The organism is Streptomyces odonnellii, from assembly GCF_000981895.1.
In the GTDB taxonomy this organism is placed as follows: domain Bacteria; phylum Actinomycetota; class Actinomycetes; order Streptomycetales; family Streptomycetaceae; genus Streptomyces; species Streptomyces odonnellii.
In genome coordinates this window covers 63868-81408 of record NZ_LATD01000006.1, presented here as the reverse complement: position 1 = coordinate 81408, position 17541 = coordinate 63868, and the positions used below count along the sequence as shown (strand labels likewise).

Below are 17541 nucleotides of genomic sequence, written 5' to 3'. Positions count from 1 at the left end.
CTCCCGTTCTGCACCACCCCCACTGACCCCCGCCCCGGCCGGACGCATCCCGGCAAGGACTCCGGCCGGGAGCGGGTCACCACCCATCCATCAGAACGGGAGACCCGAAGCGTGACCAAGAAAAAGGACACCGTCAAGGCCGCGAAGAACACGGTCCGGCGCGATTCCAAGGACACCAAGAGCGCGACCCGCAATCAGGGGTTTCTGGTCGACCGGCATATGCGTCACCACACCCCGGATGAGGACCGGGACGACAACCAGAACAACGCCGCCAACAGGAACTGATCAGCGGGTCGCACCGACGAACCCCGCCGCCGGCCGGACGCATCCCTGCCAGGACTCCGGCCAGCGGCTCACCACCCATCCGAAAACAGGAGGCACATATGAGTATCACCGCTGCTCAGGCGCCCGCGATACGGGACGCCCGATCCCTTCTGACAGACGAGGAGTTCGCCGGCGTCGTCTCGACCGTCCTGCGTGCCAACCCCGGCATGGACAACACGCTCGCCCGGCGCATTGTCCTGGAGGCCCTGAAGTTCGTGGCCACTTCTGCCAGCCGCCCTGGATTCGCCCCGGCACCGTCGCGCGTGGTCGACGAGGGATGGCACGCTCTGATCCTCCACACCCGCACCTACACGCGCCTCTGCAAGAGCCTCGGCAGTACGGTCCACCACGTCCCCCAGGCCCCGGACGCCGACCGCGCGCCCGGCATCCTCGAACGCACCCAGGCCGCGATCGTGGCTGCGGGCTTCGCGACCGACCCGGAACTCTGGCTGCCCGCGCAGGATCGATCCGTCACCGTGGCGGCCGACTGCCAGCACAGCCCAAGTCCCTGCGAGGATCACCCGTGCGATGCACCGAGCTGCGAATCCGGACCGAACTGAGTCCGGGCCGCCTACAGTTCTGCCATGAGCACACCTGGACGCGAGCAGCAGCAGGCCGCCGTTGCCGAGTTCCGTGCCCGGTGGCGAGCCGTGGCGGCACGGCGCCCTGAACGTCGGCGTACGGGCCGCTGCCAGGGCAACGGCATCGTGACGATGGCCACCAGCCAGGGGCCTGTCACCGTGCCGTGCCTGTGCTGCGGAGGCGGAGCCTCAACGGTGTAACGGAGTACCCGGGATCTCCGGTCGCACAGGCGGCCGGAGATCTTCTACCACCCCGGCCGGTCCGCGTCCCCAGCACCCGGCCGGGGCCCCTCCTCCCGCACCAGATCCTCAATCGCGATGCCCAGCCCGGCCGCGATCAGCACAAGGTCCGAGAACTGCGGATCCGACACCGCGCCCTCGTACCTCTGGATGCTGCGGCGCTCCAGTCCGGCACGGTCAGCGAGCTGGTCTTGGCTAAGCCCGCGGGCAGCACGTAGGGCCGCGATGCGGTGGCCGAGGGCGCGGCGTTGGGCGACGACCCAGGCGGGTCGGGGAGTGCGGCGGCGGGGCATCCTGCACACGCTGTGCGCCCGGCAATCCCCAGTCAGTACCTAAGTTGTCGCTAGAAGAGACCGGACGCCCTACCGTGCCCTGTGCAGACGGGCAGCGGAGAGACCGCCCGATGAACTACCTGCCCACCCGGAGGGACGCATGACCGACCTGCCCGACTGGCGGAGCCGCCTCAGCCACCCGGCCGTCGTCGATACGCGCACGGGCGCCGTCGGCCGACGCTTGAGAACGGATGGCAACGTAGCCGTTCTCCAGCCGGTGACCGGTGGGGAGGAGTGGACCGTGCCCACAAACCAGGTGCGGCCGGCAACCCCGGACGAGGTAGCTGCCGCCCTGGCCGACCCGGACTGACCCCGGCTCAGTCCCGGCGCTGCCGCTGCCCCCACCAAGCCATGATCTGGGGCACGGATCGGGCCCCGAGCGCGACCTTCACCGCCGCCAACTCCTTGGCCACGGTGCGCCTGCCGAGTTTGGTCCGCGCGCTGACCTGCTCCTGGGAGTCCCCCATCTCCAGCGAGCGGAGAATGGCCTCCTGACGCTCTGTCAGGCCACTGGCCGGGGCGGGGCGCAGGTCGTGCCAGCGGGTGCTCCGATCCCAGACGAGTTGGAAGGTCTGGCGGGCCACGGCCACCGCAGCCCGGTCGGAGACGTGCCAGCCGGAGTGCGTTTCGGCGCCGTCGACGACCAAGTTGTCGATGAACAGGTGCTCACCGTCCACGATGATCATCCGCTGGAAAGGTTCCGCGCTGATGCGCACCTGGCCGCCAGCGGCGCTGATCTCCTCGACCGATGCCCGGGTTTGCTCGTCGCCGTAGGCGAGGGCCGTGTAGAGGGTCATGACCTCTGCCCCGCGTGCGAGGGCTCCCACGTTGCGGGCGACGCCCTGCCGCACTATTGCCGGGTCTCGCTCATCCGGGGCGCTGGGTTGCGCCGTGCACAGCTCCTGGCTCGCGTTGCCCACAACCTCTCCGACGCGCGCGTTCATCTCGGCCGGGCTCCCGAGGAACTCGCTGCCTGGGCCGCCGTACCACCTGTGCGGGTCGAAATGTAGGTGCAGGGCCTCAAGAGCGGGTAGGTGGCCCATCTGGTCTACAGCCCGGCTGAGGTCCTTCTGATGCTGGGCCCGGAGGCGTGAGGCGACTCCGCGGGGGTCGTGAGGGATCCAGGTGTCTGACTGGTAGGCGCTGGGGGAGACGAGCCCAAGGCTGACGAGGCGCTCGACGGGCCGGTCTCCGGGGTCACCGCCGCTGGCGATGATCCGATAGGTGTCCTCGTCTTCTGCTGTGAGTGGCAGGTCCGATGCGCTTGTCATATTCCCCCCTCGCGATGCACAAACGTGCCGCGGCACAAACTCGCAGCCGCGACCCCTTGGATATCACGCGTCTCGCATGGCACGCTGACATTCAGTCACTCGCCCGCATGCGTGTTCGAAGTGCTATCGAAAGGATCGCTATGCCCAGGACGGCCTACCGCCTCGCGGTCGCATCTCTGCTCGCACTCGCCGCCGCCATCGTGCCCGCCGCCACCGCGTCGGCCGATGAGGCATCCCAGACCGTGACCGTCACCACAGACGCCGGCTGGGGCTCCGCCCCGACGACCACCCCGGACGCCGCCCTCACCCAGGACGATGCCGGCTGGGGCTGACACAAGACCTCCGGCCGGGTTCGGGAGGCCCCGGCTGGACGGCGAAGCCCCCCTGCCGCTGTATTCGGCAGGGGGGCTTTGTGCGAAAGGGTAGCCGCGCACTTGCGCCAGAGCGATAGCCCGAAGGGGCCAGGAAGTTCCTGCAAGTTACGGGGCAGTAGCGGGGTAGTGCTCCCTCGAAATGTAGATGGCCCTGTAGATGAAAATCACCTACAGGGCCTCTGACCTGCTACGCGAGTCTGGTGGGGCTAACAGGATTTGAACCTGTGGCCTCATCCTTATCAGGGATGCGCTCTAACCAACTGAGCTATAGCCCCGCGCTGCCCCTGAAGATTAGCGCACTTCAGGGCCAGCCCCAAAATCGATACCCGCTGCTCACTCGTCCTCGGCGAGCGTCAGCTCGACACCGCCCACGAAGCCCGCCGACAGGTTGTAGATGAAGGCTCCGAGCGTCGCCAGGGCGGTCGCCAGAACCACGTCGATCACCGCGATGACGGACGTGAAGAGAAGCACCCTCGGCAGCGACAGGAACGACTGCAGATCGAAACCATTGCTCTCGTTCGAGCCCGTGGCCTCGCTGATCGTCCCGCCGACCGTCGAGAAGACGCCCATCGCGTCCATGACCATCCACAGCACGGCCGCCGCCACGACCGTGCACACGCCGAGCGCGATGGAGAGCAGGAAGCTGACCTTCATCACCGACCACGGATCGGCCTTCGCCACCCGCAGCCGCGCCTTGCGGGTACGCGGAGTGGTGCGCGCGCCGGTCCTCGGCCTGCGTACCGCCGTGCCCCCGGCCCCGGGCCCGGTCATCGCACCCGGACCCGGACCGCCCGGACCTGCCATGTTCTGCTGGGGCCCCGGCTGTCCCGCCTGGGTCCCTCCGCCCGGCGTGGGATACGCCTGCGGCGGGTGATACGGCTGCGCGGCCGGCTGCGACTGCTCAGCGCCATAGGTTTCGTACGGGGGCTGGTGCCCCCGGGTATCGGTCACCGTTACCCCCTGGGAGTCCGTGGCAGGGCCACGGGCACCGTTCGCTCCGGAAGCGGCCGATCCGGCGCCCGTGGCTCCACTCACGCTTTACTCCTCGTGCTCCCCGGCCGAGGGCGGATTGCCCCCGGCGACGACCTCGGCCGCGCCCGCCTCATCGGCCCCCGGGTCCTCTGTCCCGTCGACCTCTTCCGCCTCGCGGCCCGCCTCGGCGTTGCGCGCGATACCCACGACGGCATCGCGCTTGCCCAAATTGATCAGTTGGACGCCCATGGTGTCACGGCCCGTCTCCCTGACTTCGTTGACTCGCGTGCGAATCACACCGCCGCCGAGGGTGATGGCAAGGATCTCATCCGTTTCCTCGACCACCAGCGCGCCGACAAGAGATCCACGGTCCTCCACAATCTTGGCGGCCTTGATTCCGAGACCACCACGGCCTTGGACGCGATACTCGTCCACCGCGGTTCGCTTCGCGTACCCGCCATCCGTGGCGGTGAACACGAACGTACCGGGCCTGACGACATTCATCGACAGCAGTTCGTCGCCCCCGCGGAAACTCATCCCCTTCACGCCCGAAGTGGCACGCCCCATCGGGCGCAGGGCGTCGTCCGTGGCGGTGAAGCGGATCGACTGCGCCTTCCTGCTGATGAGCAGCAGATCGTCCTCCGCCGACACCAGTTCGGCGCCGATCAGCTCGTCGTCCGCGCCCGCCTCGGTCTCCCGGAGGTTGATCGCGATGACTCCGCCGGACCGGGGCGAGTCGTAGTCCTTGAGCGGGGTCTTCTTCACCAGGCCGGCCTTGGTCGCCAGGACCAGGTACGGCACGGCGTCGTAGTCGCGGATCGCCAGGATCTCGGCGATCCGCTCGTCCGGCTGGAAGGCGAGAAGATTGGCCACATGCTGACCCCGGGCGTCCCGGCCGGCGTCCGGCAGTTCGTACGCCTTCGCCCGGTAGACCCGGCCCTTGTTGGTGAAGAACAGCAGCCAGTGGTGGGTCGTCGAGACGAAGAAGTGGTCGACGATGTCGTCTTCCTTGAGCTTTGTGCCCCGTACGCCCTTGCCGCCGCGCTTCTGCGAGCGGTAGTCGTCCGTCTTCGTACGCTTCACATAGCCGCCACGCGTGATGGTGACGACGATGTCCTCCTCGGCGATCAGGTCCTCGATGGACATGTCGCCGTCGAAGGGCACCAGCTTGGAGCGCCGGTCGTCGCCGAACTTGTCGACGATGACGGCCAGTTCCTCGCTGACGATCTGGCGCTGCTTCTCCGGCGAGGCCAGGATCGCGTTGTACTCGTTGATCTTCTGCTGGAGTTCGTCGTGCTCGGCGACGATCTTCTGCCGCTCCAGGGCGGCCAGCCTGCGGAGCTGCATCTCCAGGATCGCGTTCGCCTGGATCTCGTCGATCGTGAGCAGGCCCATCAGGCCCGTACGCGCGGTCTCGACCGTGTCGCTGCGCCGGATCAGCGCGATGACCTCGTCGATCGCGTCCAGCGCCTTGAGCAGACCGCGCAGGATGTGCGCCCGCTCCTCGGCCTTGCGCAGCCGGAACCGGGTCCTGCGGACGATGACCTCGATCTGGTGCGTCACCCAGTGGCGGATGAACGCGTCCAGCGAGAGCGTGCGCGGCACGCCGTCGACCAGCGCCAGCATGTTCGCGCCGAAGTTGGTCTGCAGATCCGTGTGCTTGTACAGGTTGTTCAGGACCACCTTGGCGACCGCGTCCCGCTTGAGGACGACGACCAGCCGCTGTCCGGTACGCGAGGACGTCTCGTCGCGGACATCCGCGATGCCGCCGATCTTTCCGTCCTTGACCAGATCGGCGATCTTCTGAGCGAGGTTGTCCGGGTTGGTCTGGTACGGAAGCTCCGTGACAACCAGGCACTGCCGGTTCTGGATCTCCTCGACCTCGACCACCGCGCGCATCGTGATCGAGCCGCGGCCCGTACGGTACGCGTCCTCGATGCCCTTGCGGCCGACCACCAGGGCGCCGGTCGGGAAGTCCGGGCCCTTGATCCGCTCGATGAGCGCGTCCAGCAGCTCCTCGTGCGTGGCCTCCGGGTGCTCCAGCGCCCACTGCGCGCCGGCCGCCACCTCCCGCAGATTGTGCGGCGGGATGTTCGTGGCCATACCGACGGCGATCCCGGCCGAGCCGTTGATCAGCAGGTTCGGGAACCGGGACGGCAGGACCGTCGGCTCCTGGTTGCGGCCGTCGTAGTTGTCCGTGAAGTCGACGGTCTCCTCGTCGATGTCACGGAGCATCTCCATCGACTGCGGCATCATCCGGCACTCGGTGTACCGCATGGCCGCGGCCGGGTCGTTGCCCGGGGAGCCGAAGTTGCCGTTGGAGTCCACCAGCGGCATCCGCATCGACCACGGCTGCGCCAGCCGGACCAGCGCGTCGTAGATCGAGGAGTCGCCGTGCGGGTGGTACGTACCCATGACGTCACCGACGACACGGGCACACTTGTAGAAGCCCTTCTCGGGCCGGTACCCGCCGTCGTACATCGCGTACAGCACACGCCGGTGGACGGGCTTGAGACCGTCCCGTACGTCCGGCAGCGCGCGCGACACGATGACGGACATCGCGTAGTCGAGATACGAGCGCTGCATCTCGGTCTCGAGCCCGACCGGCTCCACGCGCAGGGCCAGGCCCTCCACCGCGGTGGCGGTCTCCGGGGCCGCGGCGTCGGGCACGGCGGGCGTGCCGGGGGTGTCAGGGGTGTTCTCGTCGGCCATTGCTGGTCAGTGTTCCTTTCGGCCTTTTCGAATCCGTCGGCTGAGATCTCGGATCCGTCGGCTGGGATCCGTCAGCGGTGACCGACTCAGATGTCGAGGAAGCGGACGTCCTTGGCGTTGCGCTGGATGAAGGACCGCCGTGCCTCGACGTCCTCGCCCATCAGCACCGAGAACAGGTCGTCGGCCTGGGCCGCGTCGTCCAGGGTGACCTGGCCGAGCACCCGGTGGTCGATGTCCATGGTGGTGACGCGCAGCTCCTCGGCGTTCATCTCGCCCAGGCCCTTGAAGCGCTGGATCGAGTCCTCGCGGATGCGCTTGCCGTTCTGCTTGCCCAGCTCGACCAGGGCGTCGCGCTCGCGGTCGGAGTAGGCGTACTCGAAGTCGTCCCGGCCCCACTTGATCTTGTAGAGCGGCGGACGCGACAGATAGACGTGCCCGGCCTCGACCAGCGGCCGCATGAAGCGGAACAGGAAGGTCAGCAGCAGCGTGTTGATGTGCTGGCCGTCTACATCGGCGTCCGCCATCAGGATGATCTTGTGATAGCGGAGCTTGTCGATGTCGAAGTCCTCGTGCACACCGGTGCCGAACGCCGAGATCAGCGCCTGGACCTCGGTGTTCTGGAGGATCTTGTCGATCCGCGCCTTCTCGACGTTCAGGATCTTGCCGCGGATCGGCAGGATCGCCTGGTACATCGGGTTGCGGCCGGACTTGGCCGAGCCGCCGGCGGAGTCGCCCTCGACGATGAAGATCTCGCACTTCGACGGGTCGTTCGACTGGCAGTCGCTCAGCTTGCCGGGCAGGGACGCGCTCTCCAGCAGGCCCTTGCGGCGGGTGAGGTCCCGTGCCTTGCGGGCCGCGACCCGGGCCGTCGCGGCCTGGATCGACTTGCGGATGATGTCCGCGGCCTCGTTCGGATTGCGGTCGAACCAGTCCGTGAGGTGCTCGTGGACGACCTTCTGGACAAAGGTCTTCGCCTCGGTGTTGCCCAGCTTGGTCTTCGTCTGGCCCTCGAACTGGGGCTCGCCCAGCTTCACCGAGATGATCGCCGTCAGACCCTCGCGGATGTCCTCACCGGTGAGGTTGTCGTCCTTCTCGCGCAGCAGCTTCTTCTCGCGCGCGTACCGGTTGACCAGACCGGTCAGGGCGGCCCGGAACCCCTCTTCGTGCGTACCGCCCTCATGCGTGTGGATCGTGTTCGCGAACGAGTACACACCCTCGCTGTACTGCGCGTTCCACTGCATCGCGATCTCGACGGAGAGCATCCGCTCCTTGTCCTCGGCCTCGACGTCGATGACCGTGGGGTGGATCAGCTCGCCCTTGCGCGAGTTCAGGTACTTCACGAAGTCGACGATGCCGCCCTCGTAGTAGTACTTGACCGTACGCGCGGTCTCCGCCTCCGGGCCCTCCGTGACGTCCGCGCCCGCGACATCGGCGCCCGCGACGGCCTTGGCCGACTCGCGCTCGTCCGTCAGGGTCAGGGTGAGCCCCTTGTTGAGGAAGGCCATCTCCTGGAAACGGCGTGACAGCGTTTCGAAGGAGTACTCGGTGGTCTCGAAGATGTCCGGGTCGGCCCAGAACGTCACGGACGTACCGGATTCGCCCGTCTCCTCGTTGCGGAGCAGCGGGGCCGTCGGCACACCGAGCTTGTAGTCCTGCGTCCAGCGGTAACCGTCGGTCCTGACCTCCACCGCGACCTTCGACGACAGGGCGTTGACGACCGAGACACCCACGCCGTGCAGACCGCCGGAGACGGCGTACCCGCCACCGCCGAACTTGCCGCCCGCGTGCAGCACCGTGAGCACGACCTCGACGGCCGGCTTGTTCTCGGACGGGACGATGCCCACCGGGATGCCGCGCCCGTTGTCGATCACGCGCACCCCGCCGTCGGCGAGGATCGTGACGTCGATGGTGTCCGCGTGCCCCGCCAGGGCCTCGTCGACGGAGTTGTCGACGACCTCGTACACCAAGTGATGCAGTCCACGCTCACCCGTCGAGCCGATGTACATGCCGGGCCGCTTGCGAACCGCGTCAAGGCCTTCGAGAACGGTGATGGCACTGGCGTCGTACGAGGCGGTGACCTCGCCGTTCTCACCAGTGGCGGTGGACGGAGTCTTCTCATTGGGGTTGCCGGAATCGGCCACGAAGCGCCCTTTCTGGCACAGCACAGGCCGTTCTCCGAGCTAGCGGGAGCGGCTGCGTCGTTCGGCTTGTGACAGCATCTGTTGACGGTTCCCGCAAGCGCAGCGGGATTTCCCATCAGTCTACCGGTAGCGCCGACCCGAATGGGGGTTTGCCGGTACCTGAGTCCGCATGTGCCGCCCCGAATGAGCCCCTGCCGACTCCCCATATTCGGGAAGGGGCTCCAAGAGGCTCACACGGGCATTGAGCGCTTCGGGCTGTCAACCTCCCGCTACGGTGAGGGACACCTCGGGCCGACGGGGCGCTTCCGCAGGTCACAGGCGCGTTCGGAGGGTCGCTGGGGGTGACGGGGGCGCATGACAGGGGCGCGCGCTTGGTCAAGGCTGGTGAGGTAGTTCACCTGGACGGGTGGGAGACCTGTACGGCCGGGTGTACGGGGAGAGGGCGGACGAGAGAGCGGACATATGGGCGGCGGTCCGGGCGCCGCGGGTGCTTCGGTTCGCTTCGCGGGTTCGGGAGCGGGACAACGAAGGCCTCGGTACGGGATGCCGTGGGCCTGGGTGCTGGGGGGGCGCGTGGGGGCGCGGTACGTACGGATCTCAGCCGTAGGTGTCGCCCGGGCCCTTGCTCCCGGGGGCGCGCAGCCGGCCGTACCGCTGTGACGGCCCGCCGGGCCCCAGCACCTTGATCATCCGTACGGTGCCCTGCCCCAGATCCTCGTTCAGCCGGGCCACCAGCCGGGGCGCCAGCAGCCGGAGCTGGGTCGCCCAGGCCGTCGAATCGCACTGGACCGTCAGGACCCGCTCGTCCCTGCCGTCGTCGTACCGCTGCGGCACACAGTGCTTCGCCACGTCCTCGCCGACGATCTGCGGCCAGCGGCCCATCACCCCGCCGACAGCGGCCGGTGTCTCCCAGCCCCGCTCGGTGATCAGCCGGTTGATCGCCGCGCCGAGCGGCAGCGGATCGCGGCCGTCGGCCCCGGCTCCCGAACGGAGCCCGCCGCCCCGTCTGGCCTGCTTCTTCTGCTGTACGGCGGCTCCCCGGGCGCGCGCCTGCTCCTTGGCGGCCCGCAGCGCGACCCGCGCCAGATCCACTCCCGACGACTCGGGGACGGCCGGGCGCGCCGCCGCCCCGGCGGGTTCCACGGACCGCTGCTCGGCTCCTCCGAAGCCCGGCCCTCCGAAGTCGGTCATACGCGCTCCACCGCCCCGTCCGCCACCAGGAATCTGGCCCCCGCCAGCACCCCCGGAACGTCGTCGTCCACCGCCGCGGTCACCAGCACCTGCTCGCCCGGAACGACCAGTTCCGCGAGCCGCTCCCGGCGCCGCGCGTCCAACTCGGCGAACACGTCGTCCAGTACCAGCACCGGCTCATTGCCCTCGGCGCGCAGCAGATCGTACGAAGCGAGCCGCAGCGCCAGCGCGTACGACCAGGACTCGCCGTGGCTGGCGTAACCCTTCGCGGGCATCCGGCCCAGATTGAGCAGCAGATCGTCACGGTGGGGACCGACCAGCGTGACGCCCCGCTCGATCTCCTGCTTGCGCACCCCGGCCAGCGCGGCCAGAAGCTGGGCGTACAACTCGTCGCGGGTATGGGCGGACGGAGCAGCATCGGGGCCCGGGCCCGGTCGGGGGCCGTCGGCGGGGGTGCCCGAGGTGTCGGAGGCCGCGAGGGCGGACGCGTCCAAGGCGGAAGCGTCCAGGGCGGAGGAACGGTACTCCAGCGCCACCGGGCCGCCCCCCGGCGCCAGTTGCTCGTACGCCTTGTCCGTCAGCGGCTGGAGCGTGGCGATCAGATCGACCCGCTGCGCCAGCAACTCCGCGCCCGCGCGCGCGAGATGCTGGTCCCACACATCCAGCGTCGACAGATCCATGCCGCGCCCGCCGTGCCGCCGCGCCATGGCCGCGGATTTCAGCAGGGTGTTGCGCTGCCTGAGCACCCGGTCGTAGTCCGAGCGCACCCCCGCCATCCGGGGCGAACGGGCCGTGATCAGCTCGTCCAGAAACCGGCGGCGCTCGCCCGGATCGCCCTTCACCAGCGCCAGATCCTCCGGCGCGAACAGCACGGACCGTACGATCCCCAGCACATCACGCGGTCTGACCTGCGAGGACCGGTTGATACGGGCCCGGTTGGCGCGACCGGGATTCAGTTCGAGCTCGACCAGTTGGGACCGCTCGCCCTGGGTGACCGCGGCCCTGATCACCGCACGGTCCGCACCCATCCGTACCAGCGGCGCGTCCGACGACACCCGGTGGCTGCCGAGGCTCGCGAGATAGCCCACCGCCTCGACCAGATTGGTCTTCCCCTGGCCGTTCGCCCCCACGAAAGCGGTCACGCCCGGGTCGAGCGGGACCTCGACCCGGGCGTAGGAGCGGAAGTCGGCCAGCGACAGATGCGTGACGTGCATGGGTGTGCGTGGGCCTCCCCCGGTGCTCTGCTTCTACGACTCGTCCGTCGTTTCCGCTGTTTCTTGTGCCAGGTGCTGCTTGTTCGTTCCGCGTGCTACTTGTTCGGCTCGCTCGTCTCGACCGAGTGCCCGCCGAACTGGTTGCGCAGCGCCGCGATCATCTTCATCTGCGGCGAATCGTCCTGCCGGGACGCGAACCGCGCGAACAGCGACGCGGTGATCGCGGGCAGCGGCACCGCGTGGTCGATCGCCGCCTCGACCGTCCACCGGCCTTCGCCGGAGTCCTGCGCGAAGCCCCGCAGCCGGTCCAGGTGCTCGTCCTTGTCCAGCGCGTCGACCGCGAGGTCCAGCAGCCAGGAACGGATGACCGTGCCCTCCTGCCAGGAGCGGAAGACCTCCCGGACATCGGTGACCGAATCGACCTTCTCCAGCAGCTCCCAGCCCTCGGCGTAGGCCTGCATCATGGCGTACTCGATGCCGTTGTGGACCATCTTCGCGAAGTGGCCCGCGCCGACCTTGCCGGCGTGTACGGCGCCGAAGTCGCCCTCGGGCTTGAGCGCGTCGAGGATCGGCTGCACCTGCGCCACATGCTCGGGAGTGCCGCCGTACATCAGCGCGTAGCCGTTCTCCAGGCCCCAGACACCACCGGAGACACCGCAGTCGACAAAGCCGATGCCCTTGATGCCCAGCTCCACCGCGTGCTTCTCGTCGTCCGTCCAGCGGGAGTTGCCGCCGTCGACCACGACATCGCCGTGCGAGAGCAGGGCCGCCAGCTCGTCTATGGTCGCCTGGGTCGGGGCACCGGCCGGGACCATGACCCAGATCGCCCGGGGCGCCTTCAGTTTGCTGACCAGCTCCTGGAGGCTGTGCACATCGGCGAGGTCGGGATTGCGGTCGTATCCGATGACGGTGTGGCCTGCGCGACGGATGCGCTCGCGCATATTGCCGCCCATCTTGCCGAGACCGATGAGACCGAGCTCCATCAGGCATTCCTTAAGCGTTGAGGCGATTTCGTACCCGGATCCGAGCCTACGCCCGGACCCGGCCACTCACCTGTGGGGTCAACCGCTCAGGCGTACCGGCATGATCAGGTACTTGTACGCCTCGTCCGCCTCCGCGTCGACGGCCGGCCTGCCGCTGAGGAGCGCCGGCTTGGTGGAGGTGGTGAAGGAGAGCTGGGCCACCGGGGAGTCGATCGCGCTCAGACCGTCCAGCAGGAAGGTCGGGTTGAAGGCGATGGAGATGTCGTCGCCCTCGAGCTGCGCGTCGACCCGCTCCACAGCCTGTGCGTCGTCGCTGGAACCGGCCTCCAGGATGAGCACGCCCTGCTCGAAGCTGAGCCGCACCGGGGTGTTCCGCTCGGCGACCAGGGCCACGCGCTTGACGGCTTCGACGAACGGAGCGGTCTCGATCACCGCGACCGAGTTGAACTCGGTGGGGAACAGCGTGCGGTACTTCGGCAGATCGCCTTCGAGCAGCCGCGTGGTGGTGCGCCGCCCGGCGCCCTCGAAACCGATCAGCCCCTCACCGGCACCGGCCCCGGCGAGCGCCAGCGTGACCGTGTCGCCGTTGGTGAGCGCCTTGGCGGTGTCCAGCAGCGTCTTGGCGGGCACCAGGGCAACCGCGGAGATGTCGGGGGACTCGGGCTTCCAGAGGAACTCACGGACCGCGAAGCGGTAGCGGTCGGTGGAGGCCAGGGTGACCGTGTCGCCCTCGATCTCGATCCGTACGCCCGTGAGCACCGGCAGCGTGTCGTCGCGGCCCGCGGCGATGGCGACCTGGGAGGCGGCGGAGGCGAAGACCTCACCGGGGACGGTGCCGGTGGCCGTCGGCATCTGCGGCAGCGCCGGGTACTCGTCCACGGGAAGCGTGTGGAGCGTGAAGCGGGAGGAGCCGCAGACGACCGTCGCCCGTACACCGTCGGTGGAGATCTCCACGGGGCGGTTGGGGAGCGCGCGGCAGATGTCGGCGAGGAGCCGGCCGGAGACCAAGACCGTGCCGTCCTCCTCCACCTCGGCGTCCACCGAGACCCGTGCCGAGACCTCGTAGTCGAAGCTGGAGAAGCTGAGCGCGCCGTCCTCGGCCCTCAGCAGAAGGCCCGCAAGGACGGGCGCCGGCGGACGGGCCGGAAGGCTGCGGGCCACCCAGGCCACCGCCTCCGCGAGTACATCGCGCTCCACCCGGATCTTCACCGGAACCGCCTCCTGCTGTTGCTGGCTCGCCCTGCTGGCCTTCGTCGTCGGCTGTGATGCCGGGGACCAGTCTGACGTACGGCACCGACAGCCGGTGCGGTCGCGGGTCAAGTCGGTGCCGGAGGCGGAGGAGGCTCCGAGGCCGAGTTGTGCACAGGCCCTGCTTCGAAACGGATTCCGAGCTAACTCTAAGTGGGAGTAGTAGTAGGGCCTGTGGAAACCGTGGATAACGTCGTTTGCGCAGGTCAGACCTGATTTTTTATCCACCGGCCCTGTGGGCCGCGCCGTGGACAACTCGACGATTCTGTGGACAGCCAAAAGTTGTGCACAGCCCATGCACAGGCCACAGGAGTTTCTCCCCAGTCCTGTCCCCAGCTTTACCCAGGTTCCCCACAGCCCAATCCGCCTTCCCGGTGTGACGCCTTTCACTCGATCCAGCGACGCCGGGCGTTTCGTTGCCGAACAGTGGACAGGGGTGTGGACAGGTTGTGGGCAACGCGGGCCGGCCTGTGGGTTGCCGGTGGACAACCTCGGGCCCGTCCTGTGGAAGATTTTTCTGTCCACAGGCTGTGGAGCGGCGTCACGCACAATTCCACAGGGGGCTGACCTGGCTCGATGGTTCCCGGGCGGCCGAGCCTGTGGACAGTATCTGGACAACTTCGCAGTCCCCAGGCTGTGGACGGAAAATTTCTCCCCAATCTGTGGAGAACACCCGTGACCTGCCCTGTATTCGAACGGAGCTGAGGTGGCCCTGAGGCAGCGCCGACGCGCGACGGCCCCGCCGGCGTGCCTCGGGTGGGGCCGCTGAGCCGCTCGGAGTACGGCATCGGAGTACGGCAAAGGGCGCCCGGGAGATGTCCCCGGGCGCCCTCGCCAGCGGTCCGTGCGCCGCCGCTGTGCCGGCCCTTGGCAGCCGGCCGCGTCAGCCTTTAGCCGGCTGCGTCAGCCCTTCGCCGGACGCGTCGGTCCGGCCTCGACTGCCGTCTGTCTCAGCCGTTCTTGATGCGGTTCGTCAGTTCGGTGACCTGGTTGTAGATCGAGCGCCGCTCGGCCATCAGCGCGCGGATCTTCCGGTCCGCGTGCATCACCGTCGTATGGTCGCGGCCGCCGAACTGCGCACCGATCTTCGGCAGCGAGAGATCGGTCAGCTCGCGGCAGAGATACATCGCGATCTGGCGCGCCGTCACCAGCACCCTGCTCCGCGAGGAGCCGCAGAGATCCTCCACCGTCAGACCGAAGTAGTCCGCGGTCGCGGCCATGATGGCGGCGGCGGTGATCTCCGGGGCCAGGTCCTCCCCGCCCGGGATCAGATCCTTGAGCACGATCTCGGTGAGCCCGAGGTCCACCGGCTGCCGGTTCAGCGAGGCGAACGCGGTGACCCGGATCAGCGCGCCCTCCAGCTCGCGGATGTTGCGGGAGATACGGGAAGCGATGAACTCCAGCACCTCGGGGGGCGCGTTGAGCTGTTCCTGTACCGCCTTCTTACGGAGGATCGCGATACGCGTCTCCAGCTCGGGCGGCTGGACATCGGTGGTCAGCCCCCACTCGAAGCGGTTGCGCAGCCGGTCCTCAAGCGTGATGAGCTGCTTGGGCGGCCGGTCCGAGGACAGCACGATCTGCTTGTTGGCGTTGTGCAGCGTGTTGAAGGTGTGGAAGAACTCCTCCTGCGTCGACTCCTTGCTCGCCAGGAACTGGATGTCGTCGACCAGAAGGATGTCGACATCGCGGTACCGCTTGCGGAAGGTGTCGCCCTTGCCGTCACGGATCGAGTTGATGAACTCGTTCGTGAACTCCTCGGAGCTGACATATCTGACACGCGTGCCCGGATAGAGGCTGCGGGCGTAGTGCCCGATGGCGTGCAGCAGATGGGTCTTGCCGAGCCCGGACTCCCCGTAGATGAAGAGCGGGTTGTAGGCCTTCGCGGGCGCCTCGGCGACGGCGACGGCCGCCGCGTGCGCGAAGCGGTTGGAAGCGCCGATCACAAAGGTGTCGAAGAGGTACTTGGGGTTGAGCCGCGGATGCGGTTCGCCGGGCCCCGGCGCCGGAGCGGGCTGGGCGCCGAGCGGTCCCGGCACCCCGCTGTGCGGACCGCCGGGCGCGCCGCCGTGCCGCGGACCCGGCGGCTCCTGGAGGTCGCGCCGGTCGGGGCGCTGCTCGTACGGCGAGGAGTCGAGCCCCTGCGGCTGCCGGTAGTCGTGCTGCTGCTGCGGGCGGACGGTGGCGTACGGGTCGTGCTCCTGGTAGCCGCCGAGCCGGGGCTGCTGCCAGGAGAGGTCCTCCTGGGTACGCGGCCAGGCGCCGGCGTCGGGGCGCTGCTGCTGGTAGTCCGGGTAGGCCGGGCGTACGGAAGGCATGCCGTCGTCCGAGGGCCGGGGGCCGTAACCGTCGTACGTGTCGCTCTGCCGCTGCTCGTCGTGGGACGGCCCCTGGTAGCGGTGCTGCTGCGGTACGGCGGGGGCCGGCGGCGCGGAATCCGCCGCGGAGTCGTCGACGGTGATGGCGATCCGGATGGGCCGGCCGCACTCATGGCTCAGTGTTTCGCTGATGAGGGGGGCGAGCCGGCCCTCAAGGACGCGCTTTCCCCATTCATTGGGGACGGCCAGCAGCGCGGTGTCGGCCACGAGCGCGAGCGGCTGGCAGCGTTCGATCCACTGCTTGTCCTTGGGCTCGATGCCTTGCTGGCCCTCCCTGAGGAGCTGCTCCAGCACTCGTGGCCACACTGCGGCAAGATCGGCAGGTACGTCAGCCACAGGGCACGCTCTCTCGCAGGTCCCACGAATATGTGGTTCTCGGGACGGGATGGGAAGACCGGCAGGAAAGGAAGCCGGAGTCCCGCCACGGTAGTCAGGGCACCCATGTGGTTCAAGTTGTTGTCCACAGCCTGTGCACAATGGGGCCGGGCACAGTGCTGGTTTGACCGGATGGCGTAGCCGCGCGTACCGTGACCAGGTCGAGTTGTCGATGGCTGCTGCCGCCTGCCTCCGATGGGCAAAGATCACGATCTGTGGTTGTGAAGCGGTGCACTCGGGCGTGAACGCGAGCTACTCGTGGGCGCACGGTGACAGCCAGGCGATGTCCCGCCATCACACAATCATTTCTGGAGCCCCCGAGTGAGCAAGCGCACCTTCCAGCCGAACAACCGTCGTCGCGCCAAGACCCACGGCTTCCGGCTGCGGATGCGTACCCGCGCCGGCCGCGCGATTCTCGCGTCCCGCCGTGGCAAGGGTCGCGCCCGACTGTCCGCCTGATCGTCACCAGGTCATGACGTGCTGCCTACCGAGAATCGGCTGAGGCGGCGCGAGGAGTTCGCGGCCGCGGTACGCCGAGGACGCCGGGCCGGACGCCAGCTTCTTGTCGTCCATCTACGCAGCGGTGCCATGGACCCGCACGCGCCTGGGGAGAGCGCCTCCCCGCCGCGTGCGGGTTTCGTCGTAAGCAAGGCCGTGGGCGGCGCCGTCGTCCGTAACAAGGTGAAGCGCAGACTCCGTCACCTCATACGCGAACGACTGCCCGAGCTGCCCCCCGGTAGCCTGGTTGTCGTACGGGCGCTGCCCGGAGCGGGTGACGCCGATCATGCACAACTGGCCCAAGACCTGGACGCCGCTCTCCGGCGGCTGCTGGGAGGGGGCGCGCGATGAAATACCCGCTGCTGGCTCTGATCAAGCTGTACCAGTGGACGATCAGCCCCCTGCTCGGGCCCGTCTGCCGGTACTACCCGTCGTGTTCGCACTACGGGTACACGGCCATCGACCGGCATGGCGCGGTGAAAGGAACGGCGCTGACCGCCTGGCGCATCCTGCGGTGCAATCCGTGGTCGCCGGGCGGTGTGGACCATGTCCCACCCCGCAAACGCCCACGGTGGCACGAACTGCTGCGCAATGCGTGGCGCGGCAGTAAGGACGGGCACTCCGCCGCTGGCGTGCCTTCAGGGGGATCGGCCCCCGACACTCCCAGTCCAGCCGCAGAGACCTCGCCCAACGCTCAAGGAGCCTGATTA

18 protein-coding genes and 1 tRNA gene are annotated in these 17541 nt (G+C 68.5%); 8 read left to right on the top strand and 11 right to left on the bottom strand.

The window, feature by feature from the left end:
* The 3 genes from WH07_RS40745 to WH07_RS39460 form a co-directional block, all read left to right on the top strand.
* Positions 1-285: hypothetical protein (locus WH07_RS40745; protein ID WP_232788662.1), on the top strand; the 285-nt coding region annotated here is incomplete at its 5' end.
* A gap of 98 nt (positions 286-383) precedes the next feature.
* Positions 384-884, top strand: coding sequence for a glycine-rich domain-containing protein (locus tag WH07_RS01395; RefSeq protein ID WP_046494355.1), 501 nt, complete (start codon positions 384-386; stop codon positions 882-884).
* 24 nt (positions 885-908) lie between these two features.
* Entirely contained in the window at positions 909-1106 is a 198-nt protein-coding gene (locus WH07_RS39460; RefSeq protein ID WP_157877158.1) for a hypothetical protein, read from the top strand.
* A 44-nt stretch (positions 1107-1150) separates the two neighbouring features.
* On the opposite strand, the gene WH07_RS01390 is transcribed toward WH07_RS39460, so the two are convergent.
* The gene (locus WH07_RS01390; RefSeq protein WP_046494354.1) at positions 1151-1438 is read right to left on the bottom strand and encodes a helix-turn-helix domain-containing protein; all 288 of its coding nucleotides are present in this window, start codon (positions 1436-1438) and stop codon (positions 1151-1153) included.
* A 139-nt stretch (positions 1439-1577) separates the two neighbouring features.
* On the opposite strand from WH07_RS01390, the gene WH07_RS01385 reads away from it, so the two are divergent.
* On the top strand, positions 1578-1787 hold the full coding sequence (locus WH07_RS01385) for a hypothetical protein (RefSeq protein WP_046494353.1): 210 nt from the start codon (positions 1578-1580) through the stop codon (positions 1785-1787).
* Positions 1788-1794: 7 nt separating this feature from the next.
* On the opposite strand, the gene WH07_RS01380 is transcribed toward WH07_RS01385, so the two are convergent.
* A complete protein-coding gene (locus tag WH07_RS01380; RefSeq protein WP_046494351.1) occupies positions 1795-2748 on the bottom strand; it encodes a hypothetical protein in 954 nt (317 codons plus the stop codon).
* A 140-nt stretch (positions 2749-2888) separates the two neighbouring features.
* On the opposite strand from WH07_RS01380, the gene WH07_RS01375 reads away from it, so the two are divergent.
* Positions 2889-3080 (top strand): hypothetical protein, encoded by a 192-nt coding sequence (locus WH07_RS01375; protein ID WP_046494349.1) that lies wholly within the window; start codon positions 2889-2891, stop codon positions 3078-3080.
* Positions 3081-3320: 240 nt separating this feature from the next.
* Here the strand turns inward: WH07_RS01375 and WH07_RS01370 are convergent.
* From WH07_RS01370 to dnaA, 9 genes are all read right to left on the bottom strand, one after another.
* Positions 3321-3397 (bottom strand) — tRNA-Ile (locus WH07_RS01370).
* 58 nt (positions 3398-3455) lie between these two features.
* Complete coding sequence (locus WH07_RS01365) at positions 3456-4073, bottom strand: DUF3566 domain-containing protein (protein ID WP_046494347.1); 618 nt, start codon at positions 4071-4073, stop codon at positions 3456-3458.
* A gap of 87 nt (positions 4074-4160) precedes the next feature.
* Positions 4161-6806, bottom strand: coding sequence for a DNA gyrase subunit A (gene gyrA / locus WH07_RS01360; RefSeq protein WP_046494346.1), 2646 nt, complete (start codon positions 6804-6806; stop codon positions 4161-4163).
* Between the two features lie 86 nt (positions 6807-6892).
* Positions 6893-8971, bottom strand: coding sequence for a DNA topoisomerase (ATP-hydrolyzing) subunit B (gene gyrB, locus WH07_RS01355; protein ID WP_046494344.1), 2079 nt, complete (start codon positions 8969-8971; stop codon positions 6893-6895).
* 573 nt (positions 8972-9544) lie between these two features.
* Entirely contained in the window at positions 9545-10138 is a 594-nt protein-coding gene (locus WH07_RS01350) for a DUF721 domain-containing protein (protein WP_046494342.1), read from the bottom strand.
* On the bottom strand, positions 10135-11352 hold the full coding sequence (gene recF, locus WH07_RS01345) for a DNA replication/repair protein RecF (protein ID WP_046494340.1): 1218 nt from the start codon (positions 11350-11352) through the stop codon (positions 10135-10137). The genes WH07_RS01350 and recF overlap by 4 nt, the downstream gene beginning before the upstream one ends.
* A gap of 95 nt (positions 11353-11447) precedes the next feature.
* Positions 11448-12335 carry a phosphogluconate dehydrogenase (NAD(+)-dependent, decarboxylating) gene (gene gnd / locus WH07_RS01340; protein WP_046494339.1) on the bottom strand — a complete coding sequence of 296 codons (888 nt, stop codon included), beginning with the start codon at positions 12333-12335 and terminating at the stop codon, positions 11448-11450.
* Between the two features lie 78 nt (positions 12336-12413).
* Positions 12414-13544, bottom strand: a complete 1131-nt coding sequence (gene dnaN, locus WH07_RS01335) for a DNA polymerase III subunit beta (RefSeq protein ID WP_046494338.1) — start codon at positions 13542-13544, stop codon at positions 12414-12416.
* Positions 13545-14533: 989 nt separating this feature from the next.
* Positions 14534-16294: a chromosomal replication initiator protein DnaA gene (gene dnaA, locus WH07_RS01330; protein ID WP_079022860.1), complete on the bottom strand. Its 1761-nt coding sequence runs from the start codon at positions 16292-16294 to the stop codon at positions 14534-14536.
* A 360-nt stretch (positions 16295-16654) separates the two neighbouring features.
* On the opposite strand from dnaA, the gene rpmH reads away from it, so the two are divergent.
* Genes rpmH through yidD form a run of 3 tightly spaced genes read left to right on the top strand, consistent with a single transcriptional unit; the run spans position 16655 to position 17538 of the window.
* Positions 16655-16792 (top strand): 50S ribosomal protein L34, encoded by a 138-nt coding sequence (gene rpmH / locus WH07_RS01325; RefSeq protein WP_003949374.1) that lies wholly within the window; start codon positions 16655-16657, stop codon positions 16790-16792.
* Between the two features lie 18 nt (positions 16793-16810).
* Positions 16811-17182, top strand: a complete 372-nt coding sequence (gene rnpA / locus WH07_RS36930) for a ribonuclease P protein component (RefSeq protein ID WP_079022859.1) — start codon at positions 16811-16813, stop codon at positions 17180-17182.
* Positions 17179-17538, top strand: a complete 360-nt coding sequence (yidD, locus tag WH07_RS36925) for a membrane protein insertion efficiency factor YidD (RefSeq protein WP_079022858.1) — start codon at positions 17179-17181, stop codon at positions 17536-17538. Before rnpA ends, yidD begins: the two co-directional genes overlap by 4 nt.
* Positions 17539-17541: the final 3 nt, after the last annotated feature.